The 24,016-nt window shown below is 61.4% G+C and carries 14 protein-coding genes; 4 read left to right on the forward strand and 10 right to left on the reverse strand.

Going from position 1 to position 24,016, the window contains the following annotated elements:
* Positions 1-11: 11 nt before the first annotated feature.
* The 6 genes from AAAV21_RS05360 to AAAV21_RS05385 all read right to left on the reverse strand — a co-directional run bounded on the left by AAAV21_RS05360 (position 12) and on the right by AAAV21_RS05385 (position 15,323).
* Positions 12-374 carry a desulfoferrodoxin family protein gene (locus AAAV21_RS05360; protein ID WP_089572163.1) on the reverse strand — a complete coding sequence of 121 codons (363 nt, stop codon included), beginning with the start codon at positions 372-374 and terminating at the stop codon, positions 12-14.
* 150 nt (positions 375-524) lie between these two features.
* Positions 525-3,989 (reverse strand): SNF2-related protein, encoded by a 3,465-nt coding sequence (locus AAAV21_RS05365; protein ID WP_349107985.1) that lies wholly within the window; start codon positions 3,987-3,989, stop codon positions 525-527.
* A 28-nt stretch (positions 3,990-4,017) separates the two neighbouring features.
* Positions 4,018-7,821: a DNA polymerase III subunit alpha gene (gene dnaE / locus AAAV21_RS05370; RefSeq protein WP_117716861.1), complete on the reverse strand. Its 3,804-nt coding sequence runs from the start codon at positions 7,819-7,821 to the stop codon at positions 4,018-4,020.
* 175 nt (positions 7,822-7,996) lie between these two features.
* Positions 7,997-11,629, reverse strand: coding sequence for a UvrD-helicase domain-containing protein (locus tag AAAV21_RS05375; protein ID WP_349107987.1), 3,633 nt, complete (start codon positions 11,627-11,629; stop codon positions 7,997-7,999).
* A gap of 3 nt (positions 11,630-11,632) precedes the next feature.
* A complete protein-coding gene (locus AAAV21_RS05380) occupies positions 11,633-14,803 on the reverse strand; it encodes a PD-(D/E)XK nuclease family protein (protein ID WP_349107989.1) in 3,171 nt (1,056 codons plus the stop codon).
* 220 nt (positions 14,804-15,023) lie between these two features.
* Positions 15,024-15,323, reverse strand: coding sequence for a YerC/YecD family TrpR-related protein (locus AAAV21_RS05385; protein ID WP_022094855.1), 300 nt, complete (start codon positions 15,321-15,323; stop codon positions 15,024-15,026).
* 324 nt (positions 15,324-15,647) lie between these two features.
* Between AAAV21_RS05385 and AAAV21_RS05390 the strand changes: the two genes are divergently transcribed.
* Positions 15,648-16,013, forward strand: coding sequence for a phage holin family protein (locus AAAV21_RS05390; protein WP_055250947.1), 366 nt, complete (start codon positions 15,648-15,650; stop codon positions 16,011-16,013).
* A 142-nt stretch (positions 16,014-16,155) separates the two neighbouring features.
* On the opposite strand, the gene AAAV21_RS05395 is transcribed toward AAAV21_RS05390, so the two are convergent.
* Positions 16,156-16,584 carry an Rrf2 family transcriptional regulator gene (locus AAAV21_RS05395; protein WP_089572175.1) on the reverse strand — a complete coding sequence of 143 codons (429 nt, stop codon included), beginning with the start codon at positions 16,582-16,584 and terminating at the stop codon, positions 16,156-16,158.
* 253 nt (positions 16,585-16,837) lie between these two features.
* Between AAAV21_RS05395 and cysK the strand changes: the two genes are divergently transcribed.
* Both cysK and mnmA read left to right on the forward strand, forming a co-directional pair.
* Positions 16,838-17,776, forward strand: a complete 939-nt coding sequence (cysK, locus tag AAAV21_RS05400) for a cysteine synthase A (RefSeq protein WP_117639786.1) — start codon at positions 16,838-16,840, stop codon at positions 17,774-17,776.
* A 57-nt stretch (positions 17,777-17,833) separates the two neighbouring features.
* Entirely contained in the window at positions 17,834-19,057 is a 1,224-nt protein-coding gene (gene mnmA, locus AAAV21_RS05405; RefSeq protein ID WP_349108019.1) for a tRNA 2-thiouridine(34) synthase MnmA, read from the forward strand.
* Between the two features lie 8 nt (positions 19,058-19,065).
* On the opposite strand, the gene AAAV21_RS05410 is transcribed toward mnmA, so the two are convergent.
* The 3 genes from AAAV21_RS05410 to fucO all read right to left on the reverse strand — a co-directional run bounded on the left by AAAV21_RS05410 (position 19,066) and on the right by fucO (position 23,029).
* A complete protein-coding gene (locus AAAV21_RS05410; RefSeq protein ID WP_349107992.1) occupies positions 19,066-20,439 on the reverse strand; it encodes a hypothetical protein in 1,374 nt (457 codons plus the stop codon).
* A gap of 138 nt (positions 20,440-20,577) precedes the next feature.
* Positions 20,578-21,597, reverse strand: coding sequence for a M42 family metallopeptidase (locus AAAV21_RS05415; protein ID WP_349108022.1), 1,020 nt, complete (start codon positions 21,595-21,597; stop codon positions 20,578-20,580).
* A gap of 265 nt (positions 21,598-21,862) precedes the next feature.
* Positions 21,863-23,029 (reverse strand): lactaldehyde reductase, encoded by a 1,167-nt coding sequence (fucO, locus tag AAAV21_RS05420; protein WP_022094861.1) that lies wholly within the window; start codon positions 23,027-23,029, stop codon positions 21,863-21,865.
* 411 nt (positions 23,030-23,440) lie between these two features.
* Here fucO and AAAV21_RS05425 point away from each other — a divergent pair, with 411 nt between their 5' ends.
* Positions 23,441-23,980, forward strand: a complete 540-nt coding sequence (locus tag AAAV21_RS05425; RefSeq protein WP_349107995.1) for a hypothetical protein — start codon at positions 23,441-23,443, stop codon at positions 23,978-23,980.
* Positions 23,981-24,016 lie beyond the last annotated feature (36 nt).

The following is a 24,016-nucleotide window of genomic DNA, read 5'->3' on the forward strand; positions in this document are numbered from 1 at the left end:
GGGGCGCGCTCCTAGAACGTCGCGGACCACAGCCCGTGCAGGTTGCAGTAGGCATAGACGGTACCGGTCTTGGAACCGCCGGCAAAAAACGTCGCGGGCTTCATGCCGGGCTCAAGGTAATGGACCTCTAAGCGGCCCTCGGCCTCAAGGGCGATCCACTCAATATAGTGCTCGGGCAGGCTGGGGTGCTCGACCGAGCCAACGCGTGCGCGAATCACGTGACCGTCGCGCTCGGTCTCGACAACAGGCACGTGCTTCTCGTGCGCCGCGTCCTCAGTGTTTGCGGTCAGTTCCGTGCAACCGGCAGGGGTTGCAACGTCGTTGCCAAGGGCGGCAATGAGCTTACCGTCGGGGTCCTTAAAGAATTTCGCCATGATGTTCTCCTTTGCTGACGTGCCAATGTTCTTGATGGTTCTTATGCCCAAAGGCAGACAAACCATCCACGGCATTGCAAATGAACACATAACGGGCGGGGACGATGGGGCAGCGTGCGCTATCCGCCCTGGCGGCCCCACCCGAGCGGGTTAGCGCCCGTCGCCGCCCAGCAGCGCCAGAACATCTTCGCGGGTAAACAGCGCCGACGAGATGCCGTCGCCGCCGAGCACGCTGTTGACCAGGTCGCGCTTGGACTCCTGCATCTGCATAATGCGCTCCTCGATCGTGTCCTTGGCGATGAGCTTGTACACGGTCACGGTATGTTGCTGGCCAATACGGTGCGCGCGGTCGGTCGCCTGGTCCTGCGCTGCCACGTTCCACCACGGGTCGTAGTGGATGACCACGTCGGCCGCCGTCAGGTTAAGGCCCACGCCGCCCGCCTTGAGCGAAATCAAAAAGACCGGAACCTCGCCCGCTTGGAACTGCGCGACCATCTTGGCGCGGCTCTCCTTAGACGAAGCGCCCGTGAGCTTAAGGAAGGCGATGTCCTCCTTGGCCAAGCGCTTACCGATGATATCGAGCATACCCGTAAACTGGCTGAACAACAGGATGCGATGCCCGCCGTCGAGTGCGCCGTGCACGAGCTCCATACACGTATCGAGCTTGGCGCTCCCCGCCTTGTAATCCTCGTAGTGTAGACGCGGGTCGCAGCAGATCTGGCGCAGCTTGGTGAGCTCGGCGAGCACCTTGAGTTTGTCCTTCTTAAACTCCCCAGCCTCGCGGTGCTGCACCTGCTGGGCGATGCGGTCCTGGTTGGCCAGGTAGAGCTTGCGCTGCTCGCCGGTAAGCTGCGCCATGACGGTGTCTTCGATCTTCTCGGGCAGGTCGGCCACCACGTCTTCCTTAACACGGCGCAGCACAAACGGCGACACGAGCGCCTGCAGGCGAGCGGCGCTATCGCCCTCGGCATGCTCGACGGGGCTCTCAAAGCGCTTGGCAAACGACTCGCGCGTCCCCAAAAGGCCCGGCATCAAAAAGTCGAAGATGCTCCAGAGCTCGGACAGGCGGTTTTCGATGGGCGTGCCCGTCAGGGCAAAGCGCACGCCGGCAGGCAGGCGCTTGGCGGCGCGCGCCACCTGCGTGAGCGGATTTTTAATGTACTGTGCCTCATCGAGCACCACGCGGGCAAAATCCCGCTCGACGTACTCGTCGATATCGCGCCGCATAAGGTCATACGACGTCACGACCACGCTATGCTCGGCCACGCCGGCGATCTGCACGCGGCGTTGGGCCTTGGCGCCCACAATGGCGCACACATCGAGCGACGGGGCAAAGCGCTCCAGCTCGGCAGTCCAGTTGTACACGAGTGAGGCCGGGCATACCACGAGCGTGGGCTTGGTGTCCCCCGCCTCCACGCGCGCCAGAATATGCGCAATCATCTGGAGCGTTTTGCCCAGGCCCATGTCGTCGGCCAAGATGCCGCCAAGGCCCAGGTGTTCGAGCGAGCCGAGCCACTGGTATCCGTCGACCTGGTAGCCGCGCATCGTTGCCTTGAGCGATGCCGGCACCGTAAAGTCCATCTTGCCGAGCGTGTCCAGGCGCTCGACGGTACGGCGGAACGCAGCGTCGCGATCGGCCTCGAGCGCCGGCGTGCGTGCGAGCATGCTGTCGACGAACAGGGTGCTCGACGCGGGAAGCGACACGCCGTCGAGCAGGTCGACGGCATCGACACCCAGGTCCTCGGCAAGGCCAAACGCGGCGCGCGCCCCCTCGTCCAGGCGAATGATGTCGCCGGACGTAAGGCGCGCAAACGTTTGATGGCGCTTGTACGAATCGAGATAGACGGCAAGGTCCGCGGCCGAAAGCCCGCTCGCGCCCAGCTCGACATCGAGCAGATTGCTCTTAACGGTCGCACGAACCGAGAGCTTGGGCGCGGGGCGGACCGAGATCTGGCGCAGACGGTCGCTGAGCATGATCTCACCCAGTTCGGACAGGGCAGACAGGCCCTCGGTCAGCAGGCAGAACAAGCGGGCGTCATCGCGCTCCTCAAACGCCAGACCGCGCTCGTAGAAATCGAAGTACAGGGCCGCCGTATCCATAACGCGAAACTCCGCCACCTCGTCGCGGGGCGGCACACCGGGGCGCTGCTCTTCGAAGGGGCTGCCCGGAGCGCCCAGGCTAAAGAGATCCGCCGACCAATCGCCGTAGGTAACCGTAATTTTGCAGGTCACGAGCCCATCGTCGACACCGATCGCCATAGCAAAGCTCGGCTCGGGTGCCACGGTATCGAGCGCGGCGGGCGCGGTGAGGTCGGTGTAGTCGCGCAAAATGGGCAGCGCCATACGGCAGAACTCACCCACCTGCTCGGCGGCAATATGGGCGGGCGTGCGGCACGGCAGCAAGCGCGACAAAAAAGGTGCGGCATGCTGAGCAAATGCAGCGTCGGTACGGCGCGCGCGGCGCGTGTCAAACAAGTAGGCGGCATCGCCCGACGCAAAGCAGTACATATCGGCGGGCAGGCGCAGGTCATAGCTACCACCAGCCGCCGGCGCGATTTTGGCGGCAAGCAGCGGTGGGCGCTTAGCGGATGCCTCGTCCTCCCCTTGCGGAGACAGCTCAACCGCCACGTCGTAGGTGCGATGCGTCGTCATCCCCCGCGACCAGGCGGGCTCAAAGGAGATGGTCTGGCCGCGCAGCAGGTCCAGCACATATACGATGCTATGCTCGGACAGCGGCAACTGACGCTCGGCAACAAAACCGCTGCGGGCAAAGTCGTACGACGCCGAACGCGAGCTTGTGATGTCATCGAGATAGGCAACTGTCGTCACAACAAGGTTGAGCAGCTTTGCCGATGTTTCGTCAAAGGCCTCAGGTGAATGGACAAACGTGAGCTTCTTGCCATAGGAGAACGTGCCGCCGCGCACGTAGGCATCGGCCATGCCGTCGATGTCCTTGACCACGTAGGAGACCGATCCACAGCGAATGCGGAACTCGAGCGCCCAGCTAAAGCGGTCAGCGAACAGCGGATTGTAGTACGGCACCAACGAGGGCTCCAATGCCGCTTTGGGGGCGTCGGGATCAACGGCACCGGCAAGCTTGCGGCGCATGTTCGCCAGCTCATCCATGCGCGCGTCCGAAAGATCGGAGAGCGCCGCCACAAGGCTCGGGCTCGTGGGGACGGGCGCCGGAAAGGGAAAGTTGGGGTTGACGGCCGGCGCTTTGGGTGCGGTGCGCGCGGGCTGTTTCGACTGCGCCGTAAACGTGCGAACCGGCGTGCGCAAACCTTCGACGGGCTCGGCGCCGCTAGCATCCAAATACGCCAGAGCCGTGGCAATAGCGTGCTTGCACATACCGGGGTAACGATAGGCGGCGGGGCAATCGCAGTCGTAGTCGATCACCTCGTGCTCGTCCATGTCGAGCGCCACGTGCGTCTTGTACAGGTCGCCACGCGAACCGCGCACCGAGCCCTCGACCGTCACGTTTTTGGAGAAGCGCGAGCCGCTGTCCTCGATCGACAGCACGGCGCCGTTGAGCATGAGCGAACGCCCCTTCATAAAGGTGCCGCTCAACGCCGCCTCTTTGCGAAGCGCCTGCACAAACGTCCCCTGCGCCATCACTTCCTCCAATCTCACCCGGGGTAGCTTAGATCACCGTCACGCGACCCTGGTTACCCACAATGGCCTTGGCCTCGGCCAGCAGCGGAATCGAACGCGCGTTGACCTTGGCAGGTACCTCGGCACGCAGCACGCGCCCGTCCACTTGCTCGATAAAGATCTCCACGCGGTCGCCGCCCGGGTTGGCGGTGAGCACCGTGGCCAGGCGCGCCATATTGCCCTGGCTAAAGCGGCTGTTGGGCACCATGACCTCAAACACCTTGGGCTTGTTGTTCTCCTCGTTGAGCTCGAGCGGCACGATCTCCTGCGCGATGATCTGGTCGCCGCGGTCCGAGCGCTCGAGTTTGCCCTTAATGCGCACAAAGGCATCGGACAGCTGCGCGCCGGTCTCGGGATCGACCTCGCCGTACAGGTACCCCTCGGCCTCTTTATAGGTCTTGGGGAACACGACGACGGTGGCCTCGCCTTCCATGTCCTCGAGCTGCACGATGCCCATGGGGTCACCGTTTTTGGTCACGCGCTTGGACACGCTCGAGACCATGCCGGCCCACCACAGCGCCTTGCCCTCGGGAATCTCCTGGTTGATGGTGCCGCCCGTAGGATTCTGAACTTCGTAGCCGGTATCGATCTGCGAGAACGAGAAGTCGCGCGCCTTGGCTAGTGCATACTCAAACGGGCGCAGCGGGTGGTCCGAGACATAGATGCCCAGAACCTCCTTCTCCTGGCTCAGCTTAAGGTGGCGGTCCCACTCCTGACCATCCGGATCGGGCACGCTCACCTCAAAGCCCGAGCCCTCAACGTCGCCAAACATATCAAAGAACGACGTCTGACCGCTCGCGCGATCCTTCTGGCGCTTCACCGCGGCATCGATGATGTTCTCGGGGTTGTTCTTATCCACAAAGTGCATCATCTGGCGACGCGGATACCCCGTGGAGTCGAAGGCGCCTGCCTTGATGAGCGATTCGATCACGCGGCGGTTGGCCTGGCTCGAGTCCACGCGCTCGACAAAGTCGTGCAGCGTCTTAAACGGGCCGCCCGCCTCGCGCTCGGCGATAATCGCCTGCGCCACGCCGGTGCCCACGCCGCGGATGCCGGCCAGACCAAAGCGCACGCCCTCCTTGGTAGCCGTGAACTCGGTACCGGACTCGTTGACATCTGGCGACAGCACGGGGATGCCGTCGTGACGGCATGCCGAGACGTAGTGCACGATCTTGTCGGTCTTGCCCGTATAGGACGTCAGAACGGCCGCCATGTACTCGTGCGGATAGTGCGCCTTGAGCCACGCCGTCTGCATAACCAGGATGGCGTAGCCGGCGGAGTGCGACTTGTTGAAGGCGTAGGACGCGAACTCGAGAACATCGTCCCAAATCTTCTGGGCGACCTCGCGCGTATAGTTGTTCTTGATGGCGCCGTTCATCCAGTGGTCGTAGGTGGTCTCGTCGGAGCCATCCTCCCAGTGGAGCACCGTCGACGTGAGCAGCTTGATTTTCTTCTTAGCCACGGGCTTACGGATACGCGAGTCCGATTCGCCCTTGGAGAAGCCGCACATCTCGACGGAGATGAGCATAACCTGCTCCTGGTAGACCATGGTGCCGTAGGTTTCGCCCAGGATGTCGTCCAGGCGGTCGTCGTAGGAGACCGCCGGCTCCTTGCCGTTCATACGGTTGATGTAGGACGAAACCATGCCGGCGCCCAGCGGGCCCGGGCGGTACAGGGCGATCAATGCTACGACGTGCTTGTACTCGGTGGGCTTCATGTTCTTGATCGTGGCCGTCATGCCGGCGGACTCGACCTGGAAGACGCCGGCGGTGTGGCCGGAACCCATGAGCTTAAAGATCTCGGGGTCGTCAAAGGGAATCTCTTCCTCTTTGATGTCGATGCCGAAGTTCTTTTTGATGTTTGCCTTGGCCTTGGAGATAACAGTCAGCGTGCGCAGGCCCAAGAAGTCCATCTTGAGCAAGCCCATGTCGGCAACGGTATGGCCCTCGTACTGGGTAATCTCGACGCCGCCCTTGGTGTCGAGCTTGGTGGGCACGTGCTCGTTGACGGGGTCGCGGCAGATCAGAACGGCGCACGCGTGCACGCCCTCGCCACGGGTGAGGCCCTCGATTGAGAGCGCCGTGTCGATGATGCGGCGGGCGTCGTCGTCCTTTTTATATGCCTCGGCAAAATCGGGGTTAAACAGGTCCTCTTTGCCGGGTTGCTTTTCGAGCACCTGCTTGAGCTTGACCTTGGGGTCGCTCGAGACCATCTTGGACAGACGCTGGCCCATGTAGACCGGGTAGTCCAGGACGCGAGCGGCGTCGTTGATGGCCTGCTTGGCCTTAATGGTCGAGTAGGTGATGACGTGGGTGACCTTCTCGGGGCCGTAGAGCTGGCGAACGTGCTCCACGACCTCGAGGCGCCGCTCATCGTCGAAGTCCATATCGATATCGGGCATCTCGGTACGCTGCGGGGACAGGAACCTCTCGAACATCAGGCCGTTCTCGAGCGGGTCGAACGCGGTGATGTTCATGGCGTAGGCGACGATAGCGCCGGCAGCCGAGCCACGGCCGGGGCCGACGCCGATGCCGTTGTCCTTGGCCCATTGCACGTACTCGGCAACAATCAAAAAGTAGGCGGCAAAGCCCTTGTCGCAGATGACTTTGTATTCGTACTCAAAGCGCTCTTTGATGTTAACGCCGCCGATCTCGCGCGTGGCCCAGTCGTCACCGTAGTGCTGGCGCAGGCCCTTCTCGCACTCGCGGCGGAACTGACTCTCGTGCGTCTCGCCGGGGTCGAGCAACGGGAAGCGCGGAAGGATGATGGAGTCCCAGTCCAGCTCGACGTAGCACTTGTCGGCGATCTCGAGCGTGTTGTCGCAGGCCTCGGGGCAATACGGGAACATCGCCCGCATCTCCTCCTCGGTCTTCATGTAAAACTCCGAGCCGGTCATGCGCATGCGGTTGGGGTCGTCGACCTTGGCGTTCATGCCGATGCACATGATGACGTCCTGCACGGGAGCGTCCTCGCGGCGCAGGTAGTGGAAGTCGTTGGTGGCGATGACCTTGACGCCTACCTGCTTGGCGATGTCGATGAGCGTGCGGTCCATCTGCTCATCGGTCAGGCCGTTGTCGGTGGTGATGCCGTGTTCCTGGATCTCGATATAAAAGTCGCCAGGTTCGAAGGTATCACGGAAGGTCTCGGCCCACTTGATGGCGCCCTCCATGTCACCGCGGTCGATGTATTTGGGAATGATGCCCGCGATGCAGGCGCTGGTGCAGATCATGCCCTTGGCGTGGCGGCGCAGGTTGTCGAGCGTCACGCGGGGCTTGTAGTAAAAGCCCTGCACGGCTGCCTCGGAGACCGTCTGCATCAGGTTGACGTATCCCTCCTGGTCCTTGGCCAGAAGGATCATGTGGTAGAGCTCGGGCTTATGGTCGCGAGCAAGGGTCTCGTCCGGCGTAAAGTAGACCTCGCAGCCAAAGATGGGCTTGATGACCAGAGGCGGCTTGAGCTCGTCGATGTTGCCCTTCTCGTCCCACATGGCCATGTCCTTCACATACTGGGCATGCTCGCGCGGGTTTTCCTCGGGATCGGGCTCCACCAGCTCGTCGCGGCGATCCTTTTCCAAAAAGGCCTTGTCGTGACTCCAGGTTTTGTACTCAGGCGTGTTGTGGTTGACGGCGTCGCAGGCCAGCGCCAGGTCGGGCACGCCATACATGTAGCCGTGGTCGGTAATGGCGACGGCGGGCATGCCCAGCTCTACGGCGCGATTGACCATATCCTGGATACGGGTTGCGCCGTCGAGCATCGAGAAGACAGTGTGATTGTGCAGATGGACGAATGCCATGTGATGAGCTCCGATGCGGGTTCGTGTTCTGACTGAACGATTTTACCGCACGGCGCGGACGGCACCCGAACCTAGCCAAACCAACACGGCTCCTATTGAGTTGCGGTGAAATGCGGACTGTTTGGCGGCTTTTTTGGCCAAAACAGTCCGTATTCCACCGCAAGTTATCTGAGGGCTAGAGGTTGTAGGTGACTACTTGAGGTTCGGCGGGTTCGACGAAGATGGTTGGATCCAGCTGTTCCACGCGGACGAACTTGACGGTCACAGCCTCAAAGCCCGCCTTGTGCAAAACATCAGCGTAGACGTGCGCCTGCAGGGCGTGCTTCTCCTGCAGCTGTTCCGGCGTCTCGTCCGGCGTCCCGCCCGTCTTGTAGTCGATGACCAGCGCGCATGACGAATCCGCCGGGTCGGTCGCCAGTGCATCGATGGCGCCCTCGGCATATGCACCGTAGCGGGCAATGTTCTCGTCTTCGCAGCCCAGCGAGAAGAACGGCACCTCGGCACGGACACACGGCCAGGCAAGCAGCTCGGCACGGACCGCCGACCTGAGCCAGCGATTCAGGGCAACGTCGAAGCGTTCGCGCTGATCCGGCGTCAGGCACCACAGGCGCGCCAGCGCATCGGCACGCTCAGCGGGCAGCGCATCGGCATCCATCTCAATCAGCCACTGGCAGGCGGCGTGAAAGGCCGAACCCAAGGCCATGGGATTGCCGGCAGGCTCGACAGCAGCCACGTCTGCATCCGTCATCTCGGAACCATCCGACTCGACATCATCGCCGGACTCGTCCATGGGAACGCGCGCCTCGGCGGCACGGTCCTCGGACTCGGCATGGAGCGCTGCCGCGATTGACGAGTAGCTATACGAGTCACGCGCCGGGAACGGGCAGGTGCCCATGCGCACGCCCACCGCCTGGGGATACACGAGCTCAAACGCATCGGGCTCGGGATCGGCAGGACCGGGGACGATTGTGCTGGCCGAATCGTCGGCAGTATCTGTATCGACATCGCCGCGAATAAGCCTGCCCTCGGCATCCAGCGAAGCGTTAGCCTCAAACGCCTGCTCGCCAAACGTAAAGTCCGCCAGCGAGATGAGCTCGTAGTCGCCCGGCTTGGAGTTGTCGAACACCAAACGGTCGCTATCGAGCTGCGGCATGTCCAGACTGTCGGTCGGCAAAATACGGCGCAGCACGTCATAGGTCAGATCGGTCTCGACGTCGAAGGTCGGCGCGCACACCTTGCCACGGCTCACGCCGGCATCCATCGCCAAGATCACCAGCTCGCGCGCACGCGTCATGGCAACGTAGAGCAAGCGGGCCCGCTCCTCGAGCGAAAGCTGCAGGTCGTCGTTGCGCAGGCGGGTAAATGCCTCGGCGGGAGAACCCGTCGCACAGACGTCCTCCATGAGCTCCGGCGGCAGCCACAGCGACGTACCCTTGCCCTTAAACGCATGCTCAAACTGCTTTTTGACGTCGTCGCCCTTCACAAAGGTTCCGTCGGCGAGCTTAACGCCGTCGAAGCGTGCCGGCAGCGCCACGACCTGCGCTCCGCCCTCGACGCGACCCATCTGTGCCGTGCCCGAGGACTTACGCACGCCAAAGCACTCGGCGACCGCTACGACCGGGTACTCCAGACCCTTGGACGCATGCACGGTCATGATGCGTACCGCGCCGTCGCCCTCCTCGTTGAGCGCGCCCGGAGCCTCCTTGCCCGCCAAGAAGCGGTCGAAGGCCAGCGCGATGGAACGCGGCGAGTTGCCGAGCTCGGCCTCTGCCTCGGCCACGGCGTCGAGCGCCTTGAGCACGTTGGCGGCAATGGCCTTGCCCTCGGGACCACGCTGTGCCAGACGCACGAACCAGCCGGAAGCATTGACCACGTCGCGCGCGATGGCGGCGAACGAATCGCGACCCACACGACGCAGCGCGTAGCGCAGCACCTCGCGGGCACGCGTCACGAGCGGCAGGTTCTGCAAACCCGGCACATCGGAATCGCTCATGATGCCCGCATCGATGTTGCGACGCGACGTCTCGCCCGTCTGCTCGTCGAGTTTGGTCGCCAACGCCAGAAACTCCTGGGCGCCGAGTGCAAACATCGGCGAGGCCAGCAGCGGCAGAAGGCCTTGGGCCGTATCGGCCGGATTGGCAAGCGCGCACACCAGGGCGCGCACCGTCTGTACCTCGGCTGCCTGGGCAAAGACCGAGCCGCCTGCGATCACGCAGTCGAGCCCTTGGTCGCGGAAGGCCTGCGCATAGACATCGGCGTTGGTCATGCGGCCCAGCAGCAGGACCATGCTGCCCTGGGGCTGTTTTTTATCGGCAAGCGCACGGAAACGTTCGGCAATCGCACGAGCTTTCGCCTGCGTTCGCTCCTGTGTGCTGCCGCCGGCAACGAACAGCGCCTGGCGGCGCGACGCCTTTGCCTTGAGCTTGTCCTCGCGATCGTCACTCGGTTCAAGATCCAAGAACCCCTGCATCAAACCACCGGTATCGCCGTCAAAGACGCGCGCTACGTAACGCAGCACCTCGTCGTGGCTGCGGAAGTTGCGCACAAGTTTGACGAGCTCGCCGGCAGGGGCATCGGACGTGGCGACCGTCTCGGACGCCGTCGTCGAACCCACCTTGCGCTCCTGGCGGCGAAACACCTCGACCTCGGCGCCACGGAAGCGGTAGATCGACTGCTGTGCATCGCCCACGGTACACAGCGCGCGCTCCCCCGCGCCCGTCAGATAGCGAATCAAATCGACCTGCATCTGGTCGGTATCTTGGAACTCATCGATCATGACCATCTTAAAGCGGCCCTCATAGGCAGCTCGAATAGCCGGATAGTCGCGCAGCGCCTCGTACGCCATACGCAGCAGGTCGTTGTTATCGAGCGCGGACTGGTCGGCCTTGAGCGCACGGTACTCCGCCTCCACAGCACGGGCAAGCCCCACCAGCGCATCGAGCGCCGGACCGCCGCAGGCAAGCGCGATATTGATAAACGCATCGGCTGCCTCGGCCTTGAGCAGCTCCACCTGCTCCTTAGGAAACGCTTTGCTCGCCCGAGGCATGCTGCACGACATCATGAGTCGCACCGCATCCTCCATGGTTTTGCCACTCGCCTCAAACGCGTCGATGGCGTCGAGTGCCACTTGCGCTTTCTCGGTCGCGGCCTTGCTCGCACCCAACGCCGCACGATAGGTATCGGCAAGCGCCGAGGTGTCGGCCTGGCCGCGCGCCACGCGCACATCGTCCATGCCACCCGGCAGCTGGCTCGATAGCTCCAGCAGGTCGCGCACCAGGCCTTTAATGGTGGTACCGGCGCCAAACGGCCCGCCCTCGCCCGCCATGGGATACCAAGCGTAGAGGGCCTTAAGCGAAGCGGCGAGCTGGGGCGCGGCATCGGGCGCCGTCGCGCGCCCCAGCACATGCTCGACAGCCTGGTCCATAAGCTCATCGGTATCGGTAAGCACCGTGAACTCGGGATCGATGCCCAGCTCCAGCGCGTGCGCGCGCAGGATGCGCGAACACATGCCGTGAATGGTCGAGATCCAAGCGTCGTCGACGGTCAGGGCCTCCTCGTCCATACCCTCTTCGATAAGCGCGCGACGCACGCGGTCGCGAATCTCGGCCGCGGCATCTTTGGTAAAGGTAATGGCGAGCACCTGATCCAGATGCTCGACAAACGGACCGGATTCGGGCGAGAGCGCGTAGACGATGCGGCGCGTGAGGGTAAAGGTCTTGCCCGAACCGGCGCCCGCCGAGACAAACAGCGGACGGTCGAGCGTTTTGACGACTTGCAGTTGTTGCGGCATCAAAGTCGAAAGATCCATGGTCTACACGTCCCTCCTTACAAACGTTCCTTCGTGGTTATACGAGCAGCGCGCATGCGCGGCCTGAGCCGACGTCGGGTCGACGGCGGCAACGTCGCCTGCCTCGAGTTCGTGCAGGCGCTCGGCAATGCCGGTCTCCACGCGATCGAGCAGTGCATCGAAGTCCATGTTGCCGCCCTCGCCGGGAAAGCCCTTCTTAAGGCCTGGGATGCGGCCGTCGCCGCGCTCTTCCTCAAGCAACTCGGCGCTCGCCGCACCGCGCAGCGCGGGCTTGCCGCCCTTGGTCGAAAAATAGAGCGCGGCGCGGGTATCCAGATCCAGCGCCCGACGCATGGCCTGCGCGTAGATGAGTGTCTGGGTATGGGGCGGCAGCCAGCGCGGGTCGTCGATGGGGGCCTCGCCCGACTCCTCGTCGCGCACCGTGGGGTCGGCGAGCTTAAACTCCTCGACACCCGAACGATGCTTATAGTCGATTACCACGGCGCGATTCTCGGCATCCACATCAACGCGGTCGATGCGCCCGCCAAGCGGCCAACCGGCATACTCGACCTGGAGCTCGTTGAACGCAAACTCCAGGTAGCGCGGCGCGAAGGGCGCGAGCGCCTCGGACTCGTAGGCAAGCACGCCCTCCAGCTGCGGCAAAATCTCGGCCACCTGGCGCTCCTCCACCGGGGAGAGCGGCACGAGCGGGCCCTCGGTACCGCGCTTGCCCGCATGCTCGGCCAAGGTCTCGTCAAAGACCTCGCGCAGCAGCTCCTTCGCGCGTGGCAGATTCATGGGTGTCACGCGCTCCATGCCCTCCTGGGGCAGACGGGCATGCAAGTGTTCCAGCACGTCGTGGACAAAGTTGCCCTTCTCCATATTGCCAAAGCCAGCGTCGATCGACTGGGGTTTGACGCGATACGAGACGAACCAGCATAGCGGGCAGGTCGAATAGGCCTCGATCTGCGAGGCAGACGTCAGGCGCGGCACCAGCGGCGCATCCTCGCCCTCGCCATCGCGACGGCGCAGGACCAGATACGGAATGGCTTCATCGCTCAGATGCTGAGGAGCTTCGCAGGTCACGCGCTCGCGCCTAAGACCTTCGCCTGCCGCGGGATCGAAGTCCCTTACGATATCGCCCTCACCCACGCACTTCGCCTTGTCGGCGCCAACGGCCTTAGCGTCGTCAGCGGCCTTGTCGGCGTCAGCGGCCTTGTCGGCGTCAGCGGCCTTAGCATCGTTAGCGGCCTCGGCATGCGCCCGCAACTCGGTCCACACGGCCGCCGGATAGCACTCGCGCGCCTGACGATCGTGGGTCATACGGGCGAGCGTAACCGGACCACGCGACGCTTGTATCGCGCAGCCAAAGCGTGCGCGCAGCAAGGCCGCAGGCTCAAGCGTCACGCCCTCGCGACCGAGGCTCGCCGTCAGCGTGGTCAGCGGCCCCTCTTCGTGTGAGAGCGGATAGCTGTCCAGATCGACATCGGCAAACAGCACGGCATCGTAGCTGCCGGGGCGCAGAGCCGCCGCATCGGCAAGCGAAGCAAAGCGAACCTGGGCGCGTGGCGCACGGTCAACCTCGTAGGTCTCGTAATCGTAGGCGGCGCTACGCTTGTCCACCTTGGTTCGAATGTCGTCGAGCACGGGCACGGTCGCGGCCTGCGACACGTCGAGCGCACGGGCGCCATTCATAAGGATGTCGATGACGTGGCGCAGCAGGGCCACCTCCGCCTGGCGACGGGCCTGACCGTCGAGACCGCCAAGTGCGCGATCGGGCAGTGCCTCGGCAACGGCAAGCATGGCCTTGAGCGCCGTCACGGGTTTGTCGCGCCACAGCGCCTGGAACACGTCCGAGATCACGCACGGCACGTTCTTAAACCAGTTCTCGTCGCTCGCCGCTTTACGCGCGCCCCTCACCTGGCCCTGCACGCTCTGCAGCAGGCTCTTGACGCCCGCAGTGGTCTTGCTGCGCGACAGTCGCATATTCTTGTCGAACGTGCGCGCGCTGGCGGCGTCGGCACCCGAAAGCGGGCTGTAAATCCAGTCGGTAAGCTCCGGAGCGGGCCACCACTCAGTCTTAGAAGCTGCCCCTTCGTCGGCGGCCTTCATACGCTCGATCAGGTTGGCGAGCGCCGTGAACTGCCTGCCCACGATGGACTGGGAAAACGCCGTGAACTCGGCCGTCTCGGCCGCAATGTGGCGCGCCGCCAAACGAGCGGCAAGCTCGCCGAACAGCTGGGGTGCCCGGGCAGAAACAACGAGCACGCGTACGGGGTCGGCGGGTGTTGCAGCAGCTTTATCGTCCTTGGACTCCTTGTGCGCTTTCACCAACTTATCGATGACATCCGCATAAGCATGGGCACGGGCATGGGGGCCGGCGACCTCAATAAAGGCAGGCTGAGCAGCGGACTTGGAGGCAGTCTGGGGCGCGGCGGCGCCCTCCCCCAGCGGCGCGATCTCAAACAGCACACCGCGGACATCAAATGCCGCGGCAAGCTCCTCGCGCATCGCCGCTTGCTCGCGGGCAAGCAGCACGACAACCTCTCCCCCGTTGTTTGCCACGGCGGACAGCAGCTCGAGCAGGCTATACGTAAATGACGTGACGCCGCGCACGCAAACGGCGCGGGCGCACCCCGGCAGGTTGTCGGCCAAAGCGCCGGCCATAATGTCAGCCGCCTCGCAGGGCTCGACCATATCTCGACGGTCCAAACCGCGCGCATAGGCGCACAAAAGTTCAAACACGCGAGCCTCGGCGTCGCTTTTGGGCTTGGGCTTGCAAACGTTGTCGCAGCAACGCTCGGTGCCTGTCCCTGCCACACCCGGCAGCACATCGCGAGCCATACGCGCGAGCATACGCACCGTGCCCTGGCTGCGCGAAAGCGGCTGCAGGTCGGCGTCGTCGAGGCGCGCTACCATGTCCGAAAACAGCATCTGGCGCTGCAGGTTGTCGACGAAACCGCGCCCGTCGCCCAAAAGCTCCCAAAGCGAGCGAAGCCACGATGTAGGCGTCTTGTAGTCAATACCCAGCGAAACGCCGGCTTCCGCCGCATCATGACGGCACAGGTCGAGCTCGGCAAACGTTGGAGCCAGCAGCACGGCACGCCCGTGGCGGGCAATAAGGTCGGCAAGCAGCGCCGCCTCGGCATCGCTCAAATCCGCGCCGGCGTTGGTGGTATAGATTCGAACAGGCATGGTCCTCCACTCAAACCGTTCGCAATATTCAATGTTTCCATCCTACCCGCCCGCGCGGACAGATTTGCCCCACGCCAACAGATTTGACCCCTTGGAGACGGAGGAAAATGGATCACCGAGGAGGTCAGTCTAACCCAGTGATCCGTTTTCCTCCGTCCCCAAAGGATCAAAAAACCGCCCCCGAAGGGACGGTTCTTCGTAATTCATTGTTGTCGCTGGCCTACTCGCCATCCTCCAGCTTGATGAGGATCTTGCGATAGCCACCGTACTCGCCGTTGAGTGCCTTTGAAACGCGGCTCACCGTAGTGGACGAAGCGCCGGTGCGGGCCTGAACCTCAACATAAGGCTCGCCCTCGTCCAGATAACGCGCGACCTGCAGACGCTGCGATAGATCGCAGATCTCGCGCGGCGTGCAGATATCGGTCAAAAACGCTTGGATATCCTTCTCGTCATCCAAAAGACTAAATGCGTGGACCAGCTGCTTGACATCAGGCTTGTCAAACATGTTCTCGATATTCATCGATCACCGCCAAACCCGCCAAAAGGCATCGAAGTTGATACTGACATCGGGCATCGTTCGCCCGTTCTATGCAATAGGGCAACGCCTGTGGCTTTTGCCCGTAGCAGTTTAGCACACCACCAAACTAAAGCGACAAAACTCTCTGCCAGCGGCGCGTTTTCTAGGACGAACGCCGTTTTGAAACCGAATGCGCACGCAAGCTCCACGAATATCTGAGACAATGGGCGGCCGAACAAGGCGGCACACCCGAGCGGCCGTCCAAGCTGCCGCAGCAAACCGCTTCACGCGACACCGACGCACCCTGCGCAAGAAAGGATTCACACCATGCGCTTTATGCTTAACTGGCTCTTTACCTCGATCGCCATCGCGATTGCCACGTTCCTCGTCCCCGGCATCCAGCCCTTCGGTTTTGCCGAGGCCTGGGTCTGTTTCGCCTTCGTGGGACTGTTCCTGAACATCGTCGATTCGCTCGTCAAGCCGTTCCTGACGGTTATCTCGCTGCCGCTCACGATCATTACGCTGGGTATTTTTCAGCTCGTAGTCAACAGCTTTATGCTCGAGCTGGCCAGCTATCTGTCGGTCAATCTGCTGGGCGCGGGTATCTCCATCGCCAGCTTTGGATCGGCCTTTATGGGCAGCATCCTGGTGTCCATCATGCGCAGCATTCTCGATAGCATCGCCGAGGGCTAAAACGGCCATTCCGGCCGCGCCCGTCTCAACAGCCCAAAACGAAGGCCGCCCATCGCAAAAATGGGCGGCCTTCTTATTTGCCAAGTCTCAAAGGGCGAGAGAATCTGCCATTTCCACCCTGTCCCCACATGGCAGGTGTGGGTTAGATGACGTAATCGTAGCCTTCATTGGGAGCGACAAGTTGATCGAGCGTCACACCGTCGAGGTAGTCGTTGATGAGCTTGTCAAGGTTCTTCCACACGTCGAGCGTGGGGCACTCATCAGATCGCGAGCAACCCTTGCAGTCGCCATCCAGGCAGGCGACCGGCGCCAGGCTGCCCTCGGTCAGGCGCAAGATCTCACCCACCGTGTACTGCTCGGGCGGGCGCGTAAGCACGTAGCCGCCGCCCTTGCCGCGCATGCCCGAGAGCATATTGGCGCGCACGAGCGTCGCCAGAATATTCTCGAGGTACTTCTCCGAAATCCCCTGGCGCGCCGCGATCTCTTTGAGCGGGATGCGACCGGCCGCCTGATGCTCGGCCAGGTCGACCATAACGCGTAGGGCATATCTGCCCTTTGTGGAAACCAACATATATATAGCTGCCTTTCGGTCTTTTAATTCGTAGAAATTCTAGCCGAAAAATTGGTTTTGAAAATACCTATTCCCGTCAAGATGGTTAATCGACTCGTAATAATCTTCTATTTCCTATTGCGTTACTAGGCTTTACTGTCTACTATGCTTGCCAACAGCAAAACGAACAACCTATAGGGTTTGTGGGTTTCGCTGCTACACGCACCGTAAAACCACACGGTATCCAGTCATTTGAACACTTTGGAGGTTCACCATGAGCAATGTTTACACGTCCATCGATCAGCTTATCGGCCACACCCCGCTTCTGGAGCTCACCCACTTTGAGGCCGACGAGGACCTCAAGGCCCGTGTGCTCGTCAAACTGGAATACTTCAACCCCGCCGGGTCCGTCAAAGACCGCGTCGCCAAGAACATGATCGACGAGGCCGAGAAGGCCGGCAAGCTCGTGCGTGGCGGCGACTACACCATCATCGAGCCCACGAGCGGCAACACCGGCGTCGGCATCGCCTCGGTGGCGGCGGCCCGCGGCTACAAGGTGATTATCACCATGCCCGAGACCATGTCCGTCGAGCGCCGCAAGCTGATGCAGGCATACGGTGCGCAGCTCGTGCTCACCGACGGCTCCAAGGGCATGAAGGGCGCTATCGCCAAGGCGGAGGAGCTGCAGAAGGAAACTCCCAACAGCATCATCGCCGGCCAGTTTGTGAACCCCGCGAACCCGGCCATTCACAAGGCCACGACCGGCCCCGAGATCTGGGACGACACCGACGGCAAGGTCGACATCTTCGTCGCCGGCGTCGGCACCGGCGGCACCGTGACCGGCGTGGGCGAGTTCCTCAAGGAGCAAAACCCCGAGATTCAGGTCGTCGCCGTCGAGCCCGCCACCTCCCCGGTGCTCTCCAAGGGCCAGGCCGGCCCGCACAAGATCCAGGGTATCGGTGCCGGCTTTGTGCCCGACGTCCTCGACACCCAGGTCTATGACGAGATCATCCCCGTCGAGAACGAGGACGCCTTTGCCACCGGCCGTGCCGTGGGCCACAAGGAGGGCGTGCTCGTGGGCATTTCGTCCGGCGCCGCCGTGTGGGCCGCACTGCAGCTGGCCAAGCGCCCCGAGAACGAGGGCAAGACCATCGTGGCGCTGCTCGCCGACACCGGCGAGCGCTACCTGTCCACGGCACTCTTCCAGGACTAGAGCTCTCGTTCTTAGAACGAGTCCAAGGCACGCCGGTCTCCCCTCTCTTCTGGCAGCCTGAGCTCATCCCAACAGGGTGTCCCACAGGACGCCCGAACTTGCTACAATGTCTGCGGCGCGGAACCAGCCTCCCGCGCCGCTTTTCTTTTTTGGCCACATGCCACCAAGGAGAACCTCCCCATGCACAACAAGCGCGTGCTCGTCGCCATGAGCGGCGGCGTCGATTCCAGCGTGACCGCGTATCTGCTCAAAAGTCAGGGTTACGAATGTGTCGGTGCCACCATGTGCCTCACCTGCCCCGCACCCGATCCCGTCACGGGCATGAGTAAGGTCGACCGCGACATCGCCGACGCGAAGGCCGTCGCCGAGCGCCTAGGCATTCCGCACCATGTGCTCGACCTGCAGCAGACCTTCGACCACAGCGTTATCGAGCGCTTTGTGAACGCCTACCAGGAGGGGCTAACGCCCAATCCGTGCATTATCTGCAACCGCCACATTAAGTTTGGCGCGCTGCTCGATGCAGCGCTGGACATGGGCTGCGACTACATCGCCACGGGCCATTACGCCAAAACAAGCCAGGCGGCAGACGGCACCTGGCAGCTGCATCGCGGCGAGGACCCCAAAAAGGACCAAAGCTACTTTTTGTATTCGCTTACGCAGGAGCGCCTGGCGCACACGATCTTTCCGCTGGCGGGCCTAGACAAAGAGCGCGACGTGCGCCGCATAGCCGCCGAGCAGGGCTTTACCAACGCCCAGAAGGCCGAGAGCGAAGATATCTGCTTTATTCCAGACGGTGACTACGCGGGCTATATCGAGCACCGCTGCGGACATCCCGCTGCACTGGGCGATATCGTATGGCGCGACGGCAGCGTGGTCGGGCGCCACAATGGCGCGCTGCGCTATACCATCGGCCAGCGCAAGGGCTTGGGCGTCGCGATGGCGCATCCCGTGTATGTAACGGGTGTCGACGCCGTCAACAACACCGTGCATCTGGGCGAGGCAGAGGACCTGACGGCCACGGCGCTCACGGCCAACGACTGGATTTGGAGTGCCCCTGCCGACCACATGGAGGTAGAGCTCACGTCCGGCGGCATTCGCGTGGGCGCCAAGTACCGCTACCGACAGAAAGACCAGGCAGCGACCCTTACGCGCGGCGAAGACGGGCAAATGTTGCTGACCTTTGACGAGCCGCAGCGCGCCATCGCTCCCGGACAGGCCGTCGTCGTCTATCGGGGCGACATCGTCCTGGGCGGCGGCACCGTGACCGGCGCGCTTAAGTAGCCGCGGGTTTATCGCTGCACGTGTCGAAGTACCTCAACAGCGGCACCAACCTCGATTACGCGACGCTCAAGGCCGCGGTGAATGGCCTCGAGTCGACCCTCCGCCGTCGCCCACTCGCTCTGCGAAAGAATCTCGATCGCTTCATCAACAAATCCGTTGAGCCGCGATGAATCGAACCAATCGAGCAAATCCGCAAGCGCCAGCTGGACGGAAGGGTCGGGCCCAAACGGCTTAGCGGAAAACCCAAACTCCCCAGCTGCGAGCACGGCAGTTGGTACGTTGTACCACAGGCAGTTGCCGCTATCGAACAGCGGAGCAGGTTTTATCTCCAGGGTGTCGACATTGCGGATGATGCCGAAGTTTCGCCAATGGCGGTCGCTGTTGGCCAAAAGGGCATCGCAGACAATCATCTGCGACATAGACCTTCTCACAGCGGCCTCATCGACACCATGCTTGCCGAGGTAGCAACAGTATCGATCGTATGTCGAGTTTCCCCGCTGGCTACCAAATGCGCCCTTAACATAAACAGCCGGAACATATTCCTCGCGGCCGTCAAGAAAATCCTCGCACAGGCACACAGGGCCATCGAACATGCGCTCAACCGTGTAAGGAACAAACTCGCCCTCCGACAGCAAGCGACGATGCAGAGCCGTTGCAACCGCCTCGTTAAAGGGCCGTTGGTCGTCCATGCCGCATCCCTTGACCAGAACGCGAACACCGTTGCGAATCATCCACGATTTAGGGAGCTCGCCCTCGGACGTGTTATCAGGATTTTTAAGACCGATGCCTTCCAGCCAACCCGAACGCTCTTCGGGTGCCGATCGCTCAAATTCGTTCTCAAAGTAATTGATGTTTTGCCATTTGAGTTCGGCGCAATCGGCCGGCCGCAGCCAATAGCAATCCGAAAGCGATAGGCCCAGGCACTGAACCGGCACCTCAATGCCACTGGCAATTCCCAGTTCACGATAGCGCGAGACGAGTCCGGGGCGGACGTCAGGCACCGACCGATGGCTCCACCACACGTTGAGCTCCCGTTTATTCACCGTAGGAGAAGAACTCGAGCACGTGCCAAACGGCATCCTCTGCGCATCGAGGACCTCGGCGATTTCGAAGGGAAACTCACGCGTCTGATCAAATGAGACATGCGCGACCTCATGGTCGGCCGACAACAGCGTAAACTTGCGTCCCATATCGGCCGCAGGACGGCGTCCTCGCTTGCGGACCTTTTGATAGGCGAGCGCAGAATTGTACTCGACCAACTTCCGGCCGCCCACAATATCGCACACAAGCGTTCCCGATGCGGCAAGTTGAGATATGCGGGCTTTCGTAACGCCCAACAGGCGGGCAGCATCACCCATAGACAAGTACTCAGACGTATCCATACGCCGCATCACCTCGTTAAGTAATTTACACGTTTAGTTAATAGATTACAGACATCATAATACTAAACGACCAAAAGCGAAAAAAGGCCCGAGAAATCGGGCCTTAGCGTTTGGTCAGCCGAGTCGCAAGCTGCTCCCCTAGCGCTGAACGTAGGCGCGAACCAGATCGTAGGTATTGCGCACACCGTCGATGTGGCTGCGCTCGTAGTTGTGGCTCGCATACACGCCGGGGCCAATCAGACCATGGCGAATGTCGTAGCCGGCCGAGAGCGTGGCCTCGACGTCCGAACCGTAATGCGGGTACACGTCGATGGCGTAATCGAGCTCCAGCTCGCGCGCGATATTGGACAGCGTGGTCACCAGATCGTAGTTGTACGGACCGCCCGAATCCTTGGCGCAAATCGACACCATGCGCTCGGTGCAGCCCAAGTCGTCGCCCACGCAGCCCATGTCCACGCTGATCATCTCGCGCGTGTCGGCCGGCACAAAGGCACCGCCGTGGCCGACCTCCTCGTACACGGTAAAGAGCAGCGACACCTTGCGCGAAAGGGTCACCTCGCCGTCAGCAACGGCGCGAGCCAGACCCAGCAGAATCGACGCCGACAGCTTGTCATCCAGGAAGCGGCTCTTGATGTAGCCACTCTCCGTCACCGTGGTACGCGGATCCATAGCGATGATGTCACCAGTCTGAATTCCCAGCTCGAGCACGTCGTCTTTGCTGTCGACATTCTCGTCGAGCAAGATCTCCATGTTCTTCTCGATGGTCTTGACCGGTTCATCGGCCACATGCGCCGAAGGCTCGGTGTTAAGAACCACACCCGTGTAGACGTTGCCATCACGCGTATAAACGGTGCAGTTCTCGCCATCGGCCGTAGACCACTGGTGCCCGCCGAGCGTCGTGGGGCGCAGGCGACCATTGTCCTTAATGGAGCGTACCATGGCGCCCAGGGTATCGACATGGCTCGCCAGTACGAGCGACTCACCCTCGCCACCAAGCTCAACCAACACGTTGCCCTTATTGGAGCGCTCGGGGCCAAAGCCCATATCGCGCAACGTTTCCATTAGATAGTCAGTAGCCGCACGGGTATAGCCCGTAGGTGAAGCAATCGAGGTAAGCGCCTTCAACTGGTCAGTAATATAGGAGAGCGTAGAATCCATCTTGGACACCAAAGTCACCCTTTCATATCGAATTAAACCCACAGCAACAATACCACCGCGAGCCATCTTTTTACCTAGCGAGATGACCCATCGAGCTTCCCAGAGCAGCGCCCGCCACGATAACGAGCCGGCGGGCCCCTGCCCGTTAGCCCCAGAATCTTTCCGCAGGACAGAAGGAGGCCCCGCCGCACGTAGTGCGCAGCGGGGCCTCCGACATGTCCGAGGACGATTCTGGGGCTAACGGGCAGGGGCCCGCCGAACCATGTTAGGCAGCCGGGCAGATCTTCTTGAAGAGCTCGATGACGTCGTCGAGCGTCGCCTCGCGCGGGTTACCCGGGAAGCAGGCGTCAGCCATAGCGTCCTTGGCCAGGACCTCGATCTCGTCAGCCTTCATGGCCTCGCAGACATGCGGGATGTTCACGTCGGCGGAGAGCTGCTTGACGGCGGCGATGGCGGCGTCGGCAGCCTCGTCGGTGCTCATGCCCGTGGTGTCAACGCCCATGGCGACGGCAACCTTGGCCAGGCGCTCGGCGCAAACCGGCTTGTTGAACTCCATGGCGATCGGCAGCAGCATGGCGCAAGCGACGCCGTGCGGGGTGTCGTAGTGAGCGGACAGGGTGTGGGCCATGGCGTGGTCGATGCCCAGGCCAACGTTGGAGAAGCCCATGCCGGCGACATACTGGCCAAGAGCCATGCCCTCGCGGCCGGAGCCGGGCTGGCCGGACTTGGCCTCGGCGACGGAGTCGCGCAGGTTCTCGCTGATCAGCTTAATAGCCTCAAAGTGGAACATGTCGGAGAGCTCCCAAGCGCCCTTGGTGGTGTAGCCCTCGATGGCGTGGGTCAGAGCGTCCATGCCGGTGGAAGCGGTGAGGCCGGCGGGCATGGAAGCCATCATATCGGGGTCGACGACGGCGACCTCGGGGGCATCGTTGGTGTCGACGCACACGAACTTGCGGACCTTCTCGGGGTCGGTGATGACGTAGTTGATGGTCACCTCGGCAGCAGTACCGGCGGTCGTCGGCACAGCGATGGTGAACACGGCGTGGTTCTTAGTGGGAGCAACGCCCTCGAGGCTGCGGACATCGGCGAACTCGGGGTTGTTGATGATGATGCCAATGGCCTTAGCGGTGTCCATGGAGGAGCCGCCACCAATGGTCACGATAGCGTCAGCCTCGGCGGCCTTGAAGGCCTCGACGCCGTCCTTGACGTTCTGGATAGTGGGGTTGGGCTTGATCTCGGAGTAGAGGCTCCAAGCGATGCCGGCGGCGTCGAGCTCGTCGGTCACCTTAGCGGTAACGCCAAACTTGACCAGATCGGGGTCGGAGCAAACGAAGATCTTCTTGTAGCCGCGACGCTGGAGCTCGCCGGGAATCTCCTTGATGGCGCCGGAACCATGATAAGAGATGGTATTGAGAACGAAACGATTAGCCATTGATAGCCTCCCATCGTGTGCGGGGCACCCATTACGCCCCACGCTATGAGTCCCATCCTAACGCTTTTGAAACAAAAAACACGCGAGAACATCAAAAGTGTTAAAGCGTTTCAACATAATAACGGAGCCCTAGTCCTTCCCTCCCAACAGCAGCGAAGGCTAGATTATAGGAGCAATCGCCCAAAGAATACGACCAACACAGTCTAAAATTGTTTCTGTTTTAGCAATATATGTTTGACAATACGTTTATAAAAGGATACTTTATAGTAAATAACATGCATGCAGCAAATAGCGTCATTCATTTTGTTAGAAATTGCCCATGTTGTTATTGCAGCTGCTTGCACTGCAACGTACAGCGTAATTCTCCGCACGAAGCAGAAGTCGGTTCCAATTCGATCGAGGCGATGACACGTGTTGGCTACTGGTCCTAAATCGAGCAAGACGGCTACAAACGAATATCGAATCTCAATTGAAGGTAACCCTTATCCGCATGCTCTAGCTCTCATCAACCCAGCTGGAGACAACCTCGATATCAAAAGACATGGGTTCACGGGTCCACTAGGACAGCTATTGAGTCTTAAATATACCGTTTATGACGATGCAAATGAAAAACTCTTTACTGTCGTCGACGGTGGTTTTAGTAACATGCCCAGGGTTGCGCTCATCATCGAACACAAGGAAGTTGCGGTGTTCGATTATGGCCTAAACAGACTTGAGATGAAGTGCGTAACGAACATACCGAATTACACAATAAAAGGTAACTTCCTATCTGGAGATTACGATATATTCAGTCAACGGGAAGTGAAGCTATCTTCAGTTATCGTCCTTCAATGTGATAAACAATCGTGCTTTAGCATACAGGTTTTGGATAAAGCCGAATTAGCCGCCGCAATTGGAATACCCACAGCCATTGCCCTTCTGAGGGCTCGGATTGAAGAGCATCTCGAATAAATCGCAAAAAGCAGTTCGTAACAACATTCAGGAGCT

The organism is Collinsella sp. CLA-AA-H302, from assembly GCF_040093305.1.
Classification (GTDB): domain Bacteria; phylum Actinomycetota; class Coriobacteriia; order Coriobacteriales; family Coriobacteriaceae; genus Collinsella.

Bases quoted from the DNA above. Each gene is read 5' to 3' on its own strand.
- AAAV21_RS05360 (WP_089572163.1), bottom strand. From the start codon at position 374: ATGGCGAAATTCTTTAAGGACCCCGACGGTAAGCTCATTGCCGCCCTT.
- AAAV21_RS05365 (WP_349107985.1), bottom strand. From the start codon at position 3,989: ATGGCGCAGGGGACGTTTGTGCAGGCGCTTCGCAAAGAGGCGGCGTTG.
- dnaE (WP_117716861.1), bottom strand. From the start codon at position 7,821: ATGGCATTCGTCCATCTGCACAATCACACTGTCTTCTCGATGCTCGAC.
- AAAV21_RS05375 (WP_349107987.1), bottom strand. From the start codon at position 11,629: ATGGATCTTTCGACTTTGATGCCGCAACAACTGCAAGTCGTCAAAACG.
- AAAV21_RS05380 (WP_349107989.1), bottom strand. From the start codon at position 14,803: ATGCCTGTTCGAATCTATACCACCAACGCCGGCGCGGATTTGAGCGAT.
- AAAV21_RS05385 (WP_022094855.1), bottom strand. From the start codon at position 15,323: ATGAATATCGAGAACATGTTTGACAAGCCTGATGTCAAGCAGCTGGTC.
- AAAV21_RS05390 (WP_055250947.1), top strand. From the start codon at position 15,648: ATGCGCTTTATGCTTAACTGGCTCTTTACCTCGATCGCCATCGCGATT.
- AAAV21_RS05395 (WP_089572175.1), bottom strand. From the start codon at position 16,584: ATGTTGGTTTCCACAAAGGGCAGATATGCCCTACGCGTTATGGTCGAC.
- cysK (WP_117639786.1), top strand. From the start codon at position 16,838: ATGAGCAATGTTTACACGTCCATCGATCAGCTTATCGGCCACACCCCG.
- AAAV21_RS05410 (WP_349107992.1), bottom strand. From the start codon at position 20,439: ATGGATACGTCTGAGTACTTGTCTATGGGTGATGCTGCCCGCCTGTTG.
- AAAV21_RS05415 (WP_349108022.1), bottom strand. From the start codon at position 21,597: ATGGATTCTACGCTCTCCTATATTACTGACCAGTTGAAGGCGCTTACC.
- fucO (WP_022094861.1), bottom strand. From the start codon at position 23,029: ATGGCTAATCGTTTCGTTCTCAATACCATCTCTTATCATGGTTCCGGC.